The 13,687-nt window shown below is 68.6% G+C and carries 11 protein-coding genes and 1 riboswitch; all 11 genes read right to left on the bottom strand.

What is annotated here, in order from left to right:
- Positions 1–28: 28 nt before the first annotated feature.
- On the bottom strand, positions 29–1,480 hold the full coding sequence (locus VCJ09_RS01020; RefSeq protein ID WP_324732778.1) for a cobyric acid synthase: 1,452 nt from the start codon (positions 1,478–1,480) through the stop codon (positions 29–31).
- On the bottom strand, positions 1,477–2,469 hold the full coding sequence (gene cobD / locus VCJ09_RS01015) for a threonine-phosphate decarboxylase CobD (RefSeq protein WP_324732777.1): 993 nt from the start codon (positions 2,467–2,469) through the stop codon (positions 1,477–1,479). The genes VCJ09_RS01020 and cobD overlap by 4 nt, the downstream gene beginning before the upstream one ends.
- Positions 2,462–3,370, bottom strand: a complete 909-nt coding sequence (gene cbiB, locus VCJ09_RS01010) for an adenosylcobinamide-phosphate synthase CbiB (RefSeq protein WP_324732776.1) — start codon at positions 3,368–3,370, stop codon at positions 2,462–2,464. Before cbiB ends, cobD begins: the two co-directional genes overlap by 8 nt.
- Positions 3,371–3,388: 18 nt before the next feature.
- Complete coding sequence (gene bluB, locus VCJ09_RS01005) at positions 3,389–4,042, bottom strand: 5,6-dimethylbenzimidazole synthase (protein ID WP_324732775.1); 654 nt, start codon at positions 4,040–4,042, stop codon at positions 3,389–3,391.
- Positions 4,039–5,346 carry a cobyrinate a,c-diamide synthase gene (locus VCJ09_RS01000; RefSeq protein ID WP_324734567.1) on the bottom strand — a complete coding sequence of 436 codons (1,308 nt, stop codon included), beginning with the start codon at positions 5,344–5,346 and terminating at the stop codon, positions 4,039–4,041. Before VCJ09_RS01000 ends, bluB begins: the two co-directional genes overlap by 4 nt.
- A gap of 94 nt (positions 5,347–5,440) precedes the next feature.
- Positions 5,441–6,052 (bottom strand): cob(I)yrinic acid a,c-diamide adenosyltransferase, encoded by a 612-nt coding sequence (gene cobO / locus VCJ09_RS00995; protein WP_324732774.1) that lies wholly within the window; start codon positions 6,050–6,052, stop codon positions 5,441–5,443.
- Positions 6,049–6,207: a hypothetical protein gene (locus tag VCJ09_RS00990; RefSeq protein WP_324732773.1), complete on the bottom strand. Its 159-nt coding sequence runs from the start codon at positions 6,205–6,207 to the stop codon at positions 6,049–6,051. Before VCJ09_RS00990 ends, cobO begins: the two co-directional genes overlap by 4 nt.
- Positions 6,208–6,245: 38 nt before the next feature.
- Positions 6,246–8,096, bottom strand: a complete 1,851-nt coding sequence (gene btuB, locus VCJ09_RS00985; RefSeq protein ID WP_324732772.1) for a TonB-dependent vitamin B12 receptor — start codon at positions 8,094–8,096, stop codon at positions 6,246–6,248.
- 119 nt (positions 8,097–8,215) lie between these two features.
- Positions 8,216–8,448, bottom strand: a riboswitch (cobalamin riboswitch).
- Positions 8,449–8,527: 79 nt separating this feature from the next.
- Positions 8,528–8,827, bottom strand: coding sequence for a DUF2149 domain-containing protein (locus VCJ09_RS00980; RefSeq protein ID WP_324732771.1), 300 nt, complete (start codon positions 8,825–8,827; stop codon positions 8,528–8,530).
- Entirely contained in the window at positions 8,805–9,281 is a 477-nt protein-coding gene (locus tag VCJ09_RS00975) for a MotA/TolQ/ExbB proton channel family protein (protein ID WP_324732770.1), read from the bottom strand. The genes VCJ09_RS00980 and VCJ09_RS00975 overlap by 23 nt, the downstream gene beginning before the upstream one ends.
- Before the next feature lie 2 nt (positions 9,282–9,283).
- Positions 9,284–13,609: a cobaltochelatase subunit CobN gene (locus tag VCJ09_RS00970; protein WP_324732769.1), complete on the bottom strand. Its 4,326-nt coding sequence runs from the start codon at positions 13,607–13,609 to the stop codon at positions 9,284–9,286.
- Between the last annotated feature and the right edge of the window lie 78 nt (positions 13,610–13,687).

Below are 13,687 nucleotides of genomic sequence, written 5' to 3'. Positions count from 1 at the left end.
CGCACAACTCACACATCCGGGCTACGGATTACAAATCACAGAGTTCGCGCAGTTTCTGCGTATCCAGATGCGCCTCGACCATATCCGCCAGGCGTTCGATGTCGCGTTCGCGCAGGGCGTGGTAATCCACCGTCTCCACCTCGCGCAGCCCCGCCCAACGCAGCAGCGCGTTGCACGCTGGGGCGGACTCGAACAGGCCATGCAAATAAGTGCCGAGCACCTGGCCGTCGGCGCTGATGGCGCCGTCGTCGCGGCCGTCGTCCAGCTGCACGGCGGCCGTCGCCAAGGCTGCCCCGCGGCTGACCCCGGCATGGATCTCGTAGCCGGACACCGCTGCCTGCTCCAGGCACAGGCGGCCGCTGACGATACGCAGCTGCTTCTCGGCGGCCAGTTCGGTGGCGAAATCCAGCAGGCCGAGGCCGGGGCTGTGCCCCGGGGCGCCTTCCAGACCGAGCGGGTCGGCGATGCTGCTGCCGAGCATCTGCAGGCCGCCGCAGATGCCGAGCAGCTTGCCGCCATAGCGCAGGTGCTGGTGGATGGCCGCTTCCCAGCCCTGGGCACGGAGGAAGTCCAGGTCGGCGCGCACACTCTTGGAGCCGGGCAGGATGATCAGGTCGACAGCCGGGATCGACTGGCCGGGGCCGACGAACACCAGCTCCACCTGCGGGTGCAGGCGCAGCGGATCGAAGTCGGTGTGGTTGCTGATACGCGGCAGCACCGGCACCGCCACCCTGATCGTCTCGGCCGCCTTGGCAGTCTGGCGGGTGTCGATGGCGTCCTCGGCTTCCAGGTGGAAATCCATCAGGTAGGGCAATACGCCGAGCACCGGTTTGCCGGTGCGCTCTTCCAGCCAGTCCAGGCCCGGTTGCAGCAGGGCGATATCGCCGCGAAAACGGTTGATCACGAAGCCCTGGATGCGCGCCTGCTCACTCTCCGACAGCAGTGCCAGAGTGCCGATCAGGTGGGCGAACACCCCGCCCTTGTCGATATCGGCGATCAAGATCACCGGACAGTCGACCGCCTCGGCGAAACCCATGTTGGCGATATCGCCGGCGCGCAGATTGATCTCCGCCGGCGAGCCGGCGCCTTCCACCATCACCACCGGATAGGCGGCCGCCAGACGCTGGTGCGACTGCAGTACGGCGTCCATCGCCACCCGTTTATAGTCGTGATAGGCCGCCACCTCCATGTTGGTCAGGGCGCGGCCGTGGATGATTACCTGAGCGCCGGTGTCGCTGCTGGGCTTGAGCAGCACCGGGTTCATGTCGCTGTGCGGCGCCAGCCCGGCGGCCTGGGCCTGTACCGCCTGGGCACGGCCGATCTCGCCGCCATCCAAGGTCACGGCCGAGTTGAGCGCCATGTTTTGCGGTTTGAACGGCACCACGGCCACGCCCTGGCGCTTGAGCCAGCGGCACAGCGCGGTCACCAGGGTGCTCTTGCCGGCGTCGGAGGTGGTGCCCTGCACCATCAAAGTGGTCATACGAACTCCTGAGTGAATAGCTGTAAAGCCTGCTCCAGGCGCAGCCAGCCCGGCTCGTCGGCGGGAAGGCCGAAACGCAGGCTGGCCGGGCTATCGAACAGGCGGGTGAGAATGCCCTGGCTGGCGAGCCATTTATGCAGCGCCGCCGCCCGCTCGCAGGCGATCCAGTGGAACAGCGCGCAGCCGCCGCTCGGCGGCAGGCCATGCTCGCGCAATAATTCGCCTAGACGCTCGCCATCGGCCAGCAGGCGCTCGCGTTGCGCTTGCTGGCCGACCCGGTCGTGCAACAGCGCCGTGGCCACCACCCGACTCGGCCCGCTGACGGTCCAGGGCCCGAGCAGCTCGGCCAGCTGTTTGAGCAGCGCCGGCTGAGCCAGGACGAAGCCCAAGCGGATGCCGGCCAGGCCGAAGAACTTGCCGAACGAGCGCAGCACGATCAGCCCCGGCAGCTCGCTATGCGCCGCCAGGCTGTGCTGCGGGGTGCAGTCGATAAACGCCTCGTCTACCACCAACCAGCCGCCGCGCGCGGCCAGGCGCGCATGCCAGGCGAGCAGCTGCGCGGGCGCGAAGCGTCGGCCGGTCGGGTTGTTCGGATTGACCAGCAACAGCACGTCGAGGCCTTCGAGCTGCCGGTCGATATCGCCGTCGTCCAGTTGCCGCAACTCGTGGCCCTCGCGCTTCCAGGCCGCCGCGTGTTCGGCATAGGCCGGCGCGAGCAGGCCGACCCGGGCGTTGCGGCGCAGGCGCGGCAAGGCCTGTATCGCCGCCTGGGAACCGGCCACCGGCAGCAGGCGGGTCACCCCGTAGTAGTCGCGGGCGGCGCTTTCCAGGCCGTCGTCCAGCTCGGGCAGGCGCGTCCAGGCCGCCGCAGGAATCGGCGGCAGCGGCCAGCCGTAGGGCGCAAGTCCCGTGGACAGATCCAGCCAGTCACCCAGGGGGATGCCGAAGCGCTGCGCTGCCGCGCGCAGGCGGCCACCATGTTCAAGCACGCCAGACCTCCCATAACAGCAGCAACACCAGCCACAGCAGCACCCCGGCGTAGACCAGATTGAGCGCCCGTTCGATGTCCTGCGCCTTGGCTTGCGGGCCCTGGCCCAGTTGCGGGCGCAGGTGCAGCTCGCCGTGATACTCGGCCGCACCGCCCAAGCTGACGCCCAGGGCGCCGGCGCCGGCGGCCATCACCGGGCCGGCGTTGGGGCTGTCCCACTGCGGCGCCTGCTGCCGCCAGCAGCGCAGCGCCAGGGCGGTCTTGCCGAGCAGCGCGTAGCTCAGAGCTACCAGGCGGGCGGGGACATAGTTGAGCACGTCGTCGATCTTCGCCGCGGCCCAGCCGAAGCGCTCGAAACGCGCATTGCGGTAGCCCCACATGGCGTCCAGGGTATTGCTCAGGCGATACAACACCACGCCCGGCGCACCGGCGACGAGGAACCAGAACAGCGCGGCGAACACCGCATCCGAGCCGTTTTCCAGCACCGACTCGGTGCCGGCGCGAGCCACGCCGGCGGCATCCAGCTCACGGGTGTTGCGGCTGACCAAATAGCCGACCCGCACGCGCGCCAACGGCAAATCGCCCAGACGCAGGGCCTGGGCCACCGGCAGGGCATGCTGGCCGAGGCTTTTGAGGCCGATGGCGGCATACAGGGCGAGAACCTCCACCGCCCAGCCGAATGCCGAGACCTGGGCCAGCACGCCGGCCAGCAGGGTCAAGGGCAACACCGCCAGGCACCAGGCGCTGACGCCATGGCTGCGCCAGCCACTGCCGCCGGCGTTGAAACGCCGTTCGATACGCTCGGCCAAGCGACCGAAGGCCACCAACGGATGCCAGCGCTTGGGCTCGCCGAGTACGGCGTCCAGGGCCACGCCGGCCAGCGCACTGAATACCAGGCTCATGCCCTAACCTCGCCGAATTCACTGCGCATGTTTGCCCCATTGATCCTCGAACAACAACTCACTCAACGGCCGCGGCTCGACCCAGCCCTGTTGCACCAGCATCGGCGCCTGATAAAACTCTGTCACCGGCCCCAGGCAGAGCACCGCCAGCGGCTTGCTACCCGACGGCATGGCCAGCAGTTCGGCCATGGCTTGGGGTTCGAACAGCGACACCCAGCCCATACCCAGGCCTTCGGCGCGAGCGGCCAGCCAGAGGTTCTGGATGGCGCAGGCCATCGAGGCCAGATCCATCTCCGGCAAGGTGCGCCGACCAAACACATGGGCCTCGCGGCCGTCCATCAGGGCCACCACCAGCAATTCGGCGCAGTCGCGGATGCCCTCGACCTTGAGCTGCATGAATGCCTCGCCGCGTTCGCCCAGGGCCGCGGCGGTGCGCAGGCGCTCGGCCTCGACCAAGGCCTGGATCGCCGCACGTAGCGGCGGGCGGGTGATGCGGATAAAGCGCCAGGGCTGCATCAGGCCGACGCTGGGCGCCTGATGCGCCGCCTCGAGCAGGCGCGCCAACAGCTCGGGGGCTACCTCGCCGCCACTGAAGTGGCGCATGTCGCGCCGCTCGGCGATGGCCCGATAGACCGCCGCGCGTTCCTCGGCGCTGAAGGCATGCGGGTTCATAGGCGCTCACCAGGGGCAAACAGCTGCGCCGCTGCTAGCGGATCGGACGGCAGATAGAAGTGGATATAGGAGGCAGTCAGGCGGCCCTGGCGATAGACCGCCTCGGCAGTGCGCTTGTAGTTCGGGCACTCGCCACGGGCGATCGGCTGCAGCGCGCTGGTCAACGCCGAATGGTGGAAGCTATGGCCGCGCAAACGTCCCTCCGGTAATTCGACTTCCTGCAGAGCCAGGGCGGTCAGGCGCGGCTGCAGGGTCGCCTCGCCTTGCAACACGCCGAGCATCTGGCCACTGACGCCGGCCTGGTCGGTCAGCCGCTCGAACAGGTAGAGCATGCCGCCGCATTCGGCGTGGATGGGTTTTCCGGCGCCATGGTGGGCGCGGATCGCATCCGCCATGGCCTGGTTGGCTTCCAGCTGGGCCAGGTGCAACTCGGGGTAACCACCAGGCAGGTACAGGCTGTCGACCTCGGGCAGCTGGCTGTCGGCCAGCGGCGAGAAGAAGCACAACTCGGCGCCCAGCTCGCACAGCAGATCGAGGTTGGCCTGGTAGACGAAGGCGAAGGCGGCATCCACGGCCACGCCGATGCGCACGCCGGCGAGCAGGGCGGGAATCTCGCGCGACAGCGGCGCGGCGAAGGTCACCGACGGCGGCAGGCTGACGTCGGCGCTGGCAGCCAGGGCATCGGCCGCCGCGTCCAGGCGTGCGTCCAGGTCACTCAGCTCCTCGGCCTGAATCAGGCCCAGGTGGCGGCTGGGCAACTCGACCGCGGCGCTGCGCGGCAGCGCGCCGTACCAACGGATGGCCGCGGGCAGCGCATCGCGCAGGATCTCGCCATGCCGGCTGCTGCCGACCCGATTGCCAAGCACCCCGGAGAACGGCAGGTCGGGCTGAAAACTGGCCAAACCATGCGCCAGGGCGGCGAAGGTCTGGGCCATGGCCGAAGCGTCGATCACCGCCAGCACCGGCACGCCAAACTGGCGCGCCAGATCGGCCGCCGACGGGTTGCCGTCGAACAGGCCCATCACCCCTTCGATCAGAATCAGATCGGCCTCACCGGCCGCCTGCCAGAGCAGGCGGCGACTTTCCGCCTCGCCGACCATCCACAGATCCAACTGATACACCGGCGCGCCGCTGGCACGGGCGAGAATCATCGGGTCGAGAAAATCCGGCCCGCACTTGAACACCCGCACCCGCTTGCCCTCGCGCGTATGCAACCGCGCCAGGGCGGCGGTGACCGTGGTCTTACCCTGCCCCGAGGCCGGCGCGGCGATCAATAATGCGGGGCAGTGGCGTGGCGCGCTCATGCCGGCACCCGCATACCCGTGGGCGCGGACTTGTCCGCGCATGGATCTGCGCACCTGCAGCCGCTTCCAGGGAACATCGGCGGTGCGGCCTCCATCAGAATTCCACCCCCTGCTGCGCCTTCACCCCTTCCTTGAACGCATGCTTGACCAGGTTCATCTCGGTGACGGTATCCGCCGCCTCGATCAGCCCCGGCAAGGCGCCGCGGCCGGTCACCACCACATGCTGCAGCAGCGGCCGCGCCTCGATGTCGGCGAGCACCGCGTCCAGCTCCAGATAGCCCAGTTTCAGGGCGATATTCAGCTCATCCAGCACCAGCAGGCCGATGGCCGGGTCATTCAGCAGCTGGCGCGCCACCACCCAGGCCTGCTGGGCTTTTTCGATGTCGCGCGGGCGATCCTGGGTCTCCCAGGTGAAGCCCTCGCCCATCACGTGGTAGCTGACCTCCTCGGGGAAACGGCGAAAAAAGTTCTCCTCGCCGGTGCTGGCCGCGCCTTTGATAAATTGCACCACCCCCACCTTCATCCCGTGGCCCAAGGCGCGGGCGACCATGCCGAAGGCACTGCTGCTCTTGCCCTTGCCATTGCCGCTGTGCACCAGCAGCAGGCCGTACTCATCCTGAGCCTGAGAAATCTTCTCGTCGATCAGCGCCTTCTTGCGCTCCATGCGCGCCTTGTGCCGCGCGTCGCGTTCGCTCGATTCGCTCATCTCTTCACCTCCAGTTGCGGTTGCGCGCCCAGCCGGGAGCGGGCGCCGATATAGACAATGGCCGCCAGGCCGACATACAGCGCCAGGCGGCCCAGGTAACGCGGGGAATGGACGGCGCTGCCGATCAGCCGTTGGCATCGCGGTGGCAGCTTCATCCATTGATCTCCAGAAGTAGGTGGCGCTGCCGGCAGGCTCAAAGCGCCTGGTAGCGCACGCTCAGGTAGACCGCCTGGCCGGGCTGGTTATAGCCCTGGGCGGTCTCGTAATCGGCATCCAGCAGGTTGGCCACGCGGGTCTGCAGGCGCCATTCTGGGCTGAGGCGGTATTCGCCGCGCAGGTCGAGGGTGGCGAAACCGGAGAGCTCCTTGGTGTTGGCCAGATCGTCAAAGCGCTGGCCCTCGGCATGCAGGCTGGCGCCGATGCTGAAGGCGCCGAGGCGGCGATCCAGATCCAGGTTGAACAGCCGCTTGGCCCGGCGCGCCAGCTCGTTGCCGTCGTTGGCCCCGGAGGAACGGTTCTCCGGCTCCAGCAGCGTGTAGTTGGCATTCCAGTCCCAGCCGAGCAGTTGGCTGCCGAGCACCAGTTCGACGCCGCGAATGCGTGCGGCATCGACGTTGGCCGGCGCCATGATGCTGGCGTCGTAGGCGATCAGGTCGTCGATGCGGGTGCGGAAGGCGTTGACCGACCAGTGGCCCCAGGCATGCTGGCCGAGCAAACCGGCCTCCAGGCTCTGGGAAGTTTCCGCCTGCAGATCCGGATTGCCATAGCCGGGGTAGTACAACTCGTTGAAGGTCGGCGCCTTGAACGCCGTGCCGTAGCTGAGAGTCGCGCGCAGCCAGTCGCTCAGGGCATAGCCGTAGCCGAGGTTGCCGGTGTCGTGCCGGCCGAACTGCTGATTGTCGTCGCGGCGCAGGGACAGCTGCCAGTCATGCCGACCGACTTCGCCGAGGTACTGCACGAAGGCGCCGGTGTTATCCCGCGAGTCTTCGGCGTAATCGGTGCTGCCGTTGACCTCGTCGTGCTGGTAATCGGCGCCCAGGGTCAGGGTATGGCCGGGCGCCAGGCTCAGGTCGTTCTGCCAGCTGAGGCTGTCGCGACGGCTGTCGAAGCGCGAATAGAAGTCGCCATCCTGGAACGCATCGGACTTGTCCTCGCTGCGTCCGGCCTGCAGGGTCACCTGCCAGGGCTCGAGCGGGGCGAAACGCGCGCGGGTGCCCAGCACATTTGATTCGCCATCGGCATGGGCGCGGAAACCGGCAGTGCGCTTGCGGTTGACCTGGTCGTAATCGTTGTGCGATTTGGCCCGCAGCAGGTTGGCGTCCAGCTCCAGGCCGTTGGCGAAGCGATAACCGGCGCTCAGCGCGGCGGACAGGTTGCGATAGCCGTCGGCATCGTCTTCGTAGCCGCTGGTGGCCGCCGACTTGACGTTGATGCCGTCGGTGTCGGCGCCACTGAGGGCCAGGCTGTACCAAGCGTTATCGGTGCCGCCGCTGACCCCGGCACTGCCGTTGTAGCTGTCATGGGTACCGTAACCGGCGGAGAAAAATGGCTTGGCGCCTGCGCCGGCGCCCTTGCGGGTGAAGATCTGAATCACCCCGCCGATGGCTTCCGAGCCGTACAGGCTGGAACGCGGCCCGCGCACCACCTCGATCCGCTCGATCAGCTCCAGCGGCAAATCCTGCAGGGCCGCGCCACCGGACGTCACCGAACCGACCTTGATGCCGTCGATCAGCACCAGCACATGGTCGGATTCGCTGCCGCGCATGAACAACGCGGTGGTCTTACCCGGGCCGCCGTTGTTGGCGAAGGACACGCCCGGCACCTTCTTCAGCAGCTCGGGCACGGAAGTCGCCTGGCTCTGCTCGATCTGCGCACGGTCGAACACCGTCACCGCGGCCAGGCTCTGCTCGGCAGTCTGTGCAGTACGGGTAGCGGTCACCAGAAGGTCGTCGAGACGAGTGTGTTCGCCCGCCTGGGCCAGGGGCACGCAGGAAACGGCGCACAGCAGCAGGGTTGAGGGCTTGATTGGAAGGGAATTGCTCATCGCGTTCTAGGCTCCGCCGCCCCACCCGGGCGATCTTGGCTGAGTAAGACACGCGGAGAACCAGCGGCGAATGCACTGCACAACGGCGCAGCCCACACGCCAGACAACGCCCTCCGCGATGCCATGGACTGCGACAGGCCGGTCTCCGGGCTTACGAGCGGCGCGCGAAAATGCGCAATCCCACCAGACGCACCTTCCCATGCCGAAGCACAGTGGTTGAAAAAGCGCTGGTTTGACTCGTCTACCGTTGCGGGGGCAGCGTCGGAATGGTTGGCGTAAACACGCGCAACGCACCGACTTCCCTGTTTACTCGCGGCCATGGCCGCGGGTCACCTGAAGCAAGAGGCGCGAGTGTAGATATTTCGGGCGGGCCGTCAATGCGCCGAGCGACCCCGGGCGTTCAGGCCACGACCACTGCGGCAATCGGTCGCTCACTGGCCGATCAGGATCAGCTTGCCGGTCTGCGGATCACGGTAGACCTGGCCGACACTCTCCAGTCCGGCGCCGTCCTGGCCCTTGAGGCTGTCCGGCAGGCTCGGCAGTTCTCGCCCGCGCTCCACCGGCAGCGGCTGGCGCTGTGCCTCGAGCCGCTGCAGCAGGTCGGTCTGCGCCACCAGGGCGGCGATCAGACCGCAGGCGAACACCAGCACCACGTCGACCAGGTTGGCCAGCGGTCCGAGCGGATCGTCGTCGCCCTCGGCGAAACGGTTAGAGCGCCAGCGCCGGCTCATCGGCCTGCTCCTCGGCCGCCATGGCCTCACGTCGATCCAGCAGCTCGTCGTACCAGCGTCGGCGCAGGCGGCCTAGGCCGAAGCCGATCACCCCGGCAAGCAGGCCGAACACCGTGGTGTCGAAGGCCACCCGCATGGCCACGCTGAGAATCTGCACATTGCCCTCGCCGAGGGCTGCCAACCCAGGGCCGAGCGGGATCAGCGTGCCCATCAGGCCGAGCATCGGACCGATGCGGGCGATCAGGTCGGCGCGCTCCAGGCGCTTGCGCGCGCGCCGCTCAATTTCCGCCAGTGGCAAGCGTTGCCAGCGCGCCAGGCCGCCGCAGCGTTCGCCGACCGCCACCCCGCAATCCCATACCGCCAGCGTCAGCAGGCCGAACAGACCGAGGGTCACCGGTTGCAGCAACCAGCCGACCAATAGATGCAGCCAGGTGAATAGTTGACTGTCGAACATGCCTAGAGCCCTCCACGGGAATGATGGCCGCGGCCACGCCAGATGCCCAGGCCCAACAGGCCGGCCAACAGCAGGACGCCAAGCCAGAGTTGCCGATCCGGCGCCTGCCCGGCACCTTCTGCCGCCTCTGCGGCGGCTGGCTGTTGCGCTTGCGGCGGCTGCGCCGCCTGGATTTCGCTGACCGTGCTGGGTGCCTGCTGCGGCCGGGCCTCGATCTGCGCCGCCTGCAGGCGTTGCTGCAGGGCCGCGCGCAATTCGGCCGGCAGTTGCGGCAGCAGCCATTGCAACATCGGATGATCCGGCCGGGTATGGCCGCTGCCGGGCAGGCCGTGCTCGACCACCAGACGGGCGAACTGCTCGCCGAGCTGCTGCACGGTGGCCTGATCGGCCTGCCAGAACTCCTTGTGAATCGCCACCAGCATGATCGCCAACATGTTGCTCTTCACGTGGACGTTATGGCCCTGTTCGAGGAAGCGGTCGAGACCGATCTCGTATCGGTCATCGATATACACCGCCTTCACCTCCTCCCAGGCGCTGTCCTTGATGATCTCGGGGTTGGTCACCTGCCAGCCCCAGAGGTATTCGAGGAACTCGCTGCCCATGGTGCGTGCACCGGCGTAGTCGTGCTGCATCAGCGCCTCGATCCAGGCCGGGTTGAGGAAGCGCCCGCGCAGTTCGCCGAGCAGCGCCTGCTGCAAGGGTTCCAGGCGCACGCGGGTAGGGTCGTTGTGCCAGCTCACGTAGTTTTCCGGGGCGACGCCGGCGATCTGTTCCACCGCCAGGCTCAGGCCGCCCAGGTAATCGAAGGCGTCGTTGTTGTCCAACAGGCCGTAGAGGTTGCTGGAACGCCCGAGGTAGGTGCGGCGAACCTGCTTGAGGTTGTCACGGAACACCTCCTGCACCGGCTCGCCCTGGTGACGCAGGCCGTAGGCATGACCCATGCGACCGACATAGGCCTGGGCCAGATCGCCGCGCTGCTGCCAACTGCCGGAGCGTTCCACCAGACTGTTAATGCCGGCGCCATAGGCTCCCGGCGCCACGCCGAACAGGCGCAGCGCCGCCAGCTCGCCAGCCTGCTCGGCGCCGAGCCCGGCATCCAGGCGGCGCGCCGCGTCTTCCACCCAGTGCGCGGCGACGCGGTTGTCCGCCAGACTCTCCGCGCCGCCGCTGGCCTGGTCGCCGAGCGGTGCCAGGGCCGCGGCCAGCGCCGGGCGCAGCGCCGGGTAGTCGCGGCGGATGCTCGCACCGGCGCCATCCAGGGCCAGCAGCACGGCGCGTTCCAGCAGTGCCAGCTGGTCGGCGTAGAGGTCGCGGAACAGCCCGGAGGTGGTGAACAGCAGGTCGCGGCGCTGCTCGTCCGCCGCCAGCGCCCGGCGCTGCAAGCCCTGGACGATGCCCCGGCCGTTCCATTGTGGCTCGACGCCGAGCAGCTCGAGGCCGAAGGCGATCATCGCGCCCTCGTCGCGCACCGTGTCCGAGGCCCAGAGGATCACCGCCTCGCGGCCGTCCGCGGCGATCGGCCGCTGACGCGCCTGCACGGCCATCTGGCGGCCGATGCCCCAGCCGATGCGACTGGGCAGCAGGCTGCTGTCGAGGGCATGGAAATTGCGCCCGGTGGGCAGCGCCTCCGGGGTGCGGATCGGATCGTTGCCCTTGCCGGGGACGACGAAGCCGCCGTCCAGCGCATGCAGCAGCGCATTCATCTCGGCGGCCGGCGAGTCGATCAGCGCCTGCCGGTGGCTGGCCTGCCCGCTGCCCATGGAAGCCAGCAGGGTGTCCACCGCCGCCGGCTGCCAGGGCTTGCCGAACACGTGCAGGCCCATGGGCATGAAGCGCTCCTGGATGTTGGTCAGGTAGTGACCGACCTCGTGCACCAGCAGGTCGTCGTCGACCTGTTCGAAGCCGATGCCACGCACTGCCAGAACCTCGGCCATCGACTCGCGCAGCTCCACCTCCAGCCCGGCGCTGCCGACCAGGCGCTTGATCTCGGCGATGGTCGCCCGCCGCGCTGGCCCTTCGCCCTGGCCGGCGCCAGCCTCGAAGCTCTCGATCAGCTGGCGCAGCTGGAGCAGGTCGTCGTACAGCGGCGTGGCCACCAGCGGCGGGGTCAAGTGATCGATCATCACCGCCAGGCCGCGACGCTTGGCCTGGATACCCTCGCCGACGCCGTCGACGATGTACGGGTAGATGCTCGGCAGGTCGCCGAGAATTTGCGTCGGGTAGTCCTCGTCGCTCAGGCCGATCCGCCGCCGCGGCAGGAACTCGTAGGTGGAATGACGGCCCAGGTGGATCAGCGCGTCGGCCTTGAAGCCGTCGCGCAGCCAGTGATAGAAGGCCAGGTACTGATGCGGCGGCGGGAACACCAGGTTGGCGTGCAGCAGTTCCTCATCCACTTCCCAGCCGCGCGGCGGCTGCGGACCGACGAACACCTTGCCGAACTGCAGCCCCGGCAGCAGCAGGCGGCCGTCGTGCACCATCACATAGCCGGGGCCTTCGCCCCAGCCGCGCAGGCCTTCGATGCCGCTGGCTGCCAGGGCGTCGACCAGCGCCTGCGCCTGCGTCCAGTCGGCCTGGGCCGGCTGTGCCAGTGCCGCCCGGTAGAGGCTCTCCAACTGCGCCAGCAGATCCAAGGCGCGCGCCCGCGCCGGGTGCTCGACGCCGTCCAGCACGTGATGCAGCTCGCTGGAACCGTTGTCCAGAATGTCCGCGGCGATCTCCAGTTGCGAGGCCTGCAGGGCCCGGTGCAACTGGGCGTTCCAGTAGCCCAGCGGGCCCTGGCGCATCTCCGCCTGCAGGGCCGCCGGCAGGGTCGCGAACCAGTCGCGATACTCCTGGCCGCCCAGGCTCTGCACCTTGTCGGCCATCTCGGCCAGGGCATCGCCCTGCTCCGGCAGGTTGATCCCGCGCTCCTGCAACAGGTCGAGCAGCGCCGCCGGGCTTTCCGGCAGCGAGCCGGTGTCGTAGCCCTCAGCCTGCAGGCGACGGAGGATATGCAGCAGCGACTGCGGCACGTCGAGGTTGTCCGCACCGATATTGTGGCGGCCCGGCGGGTGGTTGTAATAGACGATCGCCAGGCGCTTGTCGGCATTCGCCGTGCGCTGCAGATGCCACCAGCGCTGGATGCGCGCGCTGAGGGCGGCGACCTGTTGCGGCAGCGGTTCGCCGATGCCGAAGCGGATGCCGGACAGCGGGTCGAGCTGTTGCTCGTGCCAGGCGGCCAGCACCATGGCCTGGCTGGTGCCTTGCAGCTCCGGCATGGCGATCTGGTAATGCAGCTTGTCGCGCGCCAGGCCGTCGCTGGACAGCTGCCAGACCGCCTCGCTGCGCCCTTCCATGCGCAGGCCTTTGAGTACCGGCACATCCAGTTGGGCGAACAGCTCGCTGACCTGCTCACGGTGCTCACCGCCGCCGATGACGAAATCCTGCAGGGCGATAATCGCCACCAGCGGCGGGTGCTCGGCCTCCTGCAGCCAACGCACCGCCTGCAGCGAACCCGCGCCCCAGTTGGCGAACAGGCTGACGCAGGCCAGCCCGGCCTCGCCCAACGCCTGACACAGGGCGTCGTTGAGCGCCCGGTCGCCGGCGCGGTCGGCCCGGCCGTGGTCGATGATCGCCACCAGTGCCTGACCCTGCCAATGCAGCTGCTCGGCCGCGCGGATCTGCCCGTCCTGATAGAAGCGCAGCGGCGGCCGCGCCTTGGCCGGCTCGGCCGTTACCGTCGCATCCACCCGCGCCGCCAGCCAGGCGAGCAGCGCGGCAATGTTATCGTTGCCACCGGCCAGCCAGTAGCTGCGCGCGCTGAGCCAGTCGGCCTGCTGCGGATGGGAGCGCTGTTGCTGCGCCAGCCACTGCGCCAGATCGTCCGCCGGCTTGGCCGCGCCCAGGCGCTCGGCCTGCTCGCGGGAGGCGAACAGTGCCTGACCGCGGCTGCGGCTGAGCTGCACCAGATCCTGCTCGCTGTGCAGGATGAACAGATCGGCCGGGGCCGCCGCGGCCAACATGGGCCGCAGGCGCTCCACCTCGGCACCAAACAGGCCCGCGCCGAACAGCACCTGGCCGGCGTCCAGCCATTCGGCCAGCGCGGCATCGTCCAGTTCGCCCAGTTGTTCGGGGGTGCGCGCGCTGACCCGCTGGCCGGGGTGCTGGCCCTGGAACTGGGCGACTGCCGCGGCGAATTCGGCGGCGCTGTAGGGCGAGACGATGGCGTTGATCTGCGCTGCGCCGGCCAGCGGCGCCGTCAGCGCCAGCAGGGCGGCCAGCGCCAGGCGGCGGATCAGGGACACACCGCGCAGCGCGAGCGCTACCGGCGGCGGAAGGGATTTGCTCATGTTGTCGTGACTCCGTCGCGCTCACCCGTGCGACCCAGGCAGGGAAAGGCAGGCGCAGAGAGGCAACGCACGAACCGC

Origin of the sequence: Pseudomonas paeninsulae (genome assembly GCF_035621475.1) — a bacterium.
GTDB classification, from domain to species: Bacteria; Pseudomonadota; Gammaproteobacteria; order Pseudomonadales; family Pseudomonadaceae; genus Aquipseudomonas; species Aquipseudomonas paeninsulae.
This window is presented reverse-complemented; position numbering and strand designations above follow the sequence as displayed.

What these genes read in the sequence shown, in the direction of transcription:
- VCJ09_RS01020 (WP_324732778.1), bottom strand. Translation starts at nt 1,480, where the DNA reads ATGACCACTTTGATGGTGCAGGGCACCACCTCCGACGCCGGCAAGAGC.
- cbiB (WP_324732776.1), bottom strand. Translation starts at nt 3,370, where the DNA reads ATGAGCCTGGTATTCAGTGCGCTGGCCGGCGTGGCCCTGGACGCCGTA.
- bluB (WP_324732775.1), bottom strand. Translation starts at nt 4,042, where the DNA reads ATGAACCCGCATGCCTTCAGCGCCGAGGAACGCGCGGCGGTCTATCGG.
- VCJ09_RS01000 (WP_324734567.1), bottom strand. Translation starts at nt 5,346, where the DNA reads ATGAGCGCGCCACGCCACTGCCCCGCATTATTGATCGCCGCGCCGGCC.
- cobO (WP_324732774.1), bottom strand. Translation starts at nt 6,052, where the DNA reads ATGAGCGAATCGAGCGAACGCGACGCGCGGCACAAGGCGCGCATGGAG.
- VCJ09_RS00990 (WP_324732773.1), bottom strand. Translation starts at nt 6,207, where the DNA reads ATGAAGCTGCCACCGCGATGCCAACGGCTGATCGGCAGCGCCGTCCAT.
- btuB (WP_324732772.1), bottom strand. Translation starts at nt 8,096, where the DNA reads ATGAGCAATTCCCTTCCAATCAAGCCCTCAACCCTGCTGCTGTGCGCC.
- VCJ09_RS00980 (WP_324732771.1), bottom strand. Translation starts at nt 8,827, where the DNA reads ATGAGCCGGCGCTGGCGCTCTAACCGTTTCGCCGAGGGCGACGACGAT.
- VCJ09_RS00975 (WP_324732770.1), bottom strand. Translation starts at nt 9,281, where the DNA reads ATGTTCGACAGTCAACTATTCACCTGGCTGCATCTATTGGTCGGCTGG.
- VCJ09_RS00970 (WP_324732769.1), bottom strand. Translation starts at nt 13,609, where the DNA reads ATGAGCAAATCCCTTCCGCCGCCGGTAGCGCTCGCGCTGCGCGGTGTG.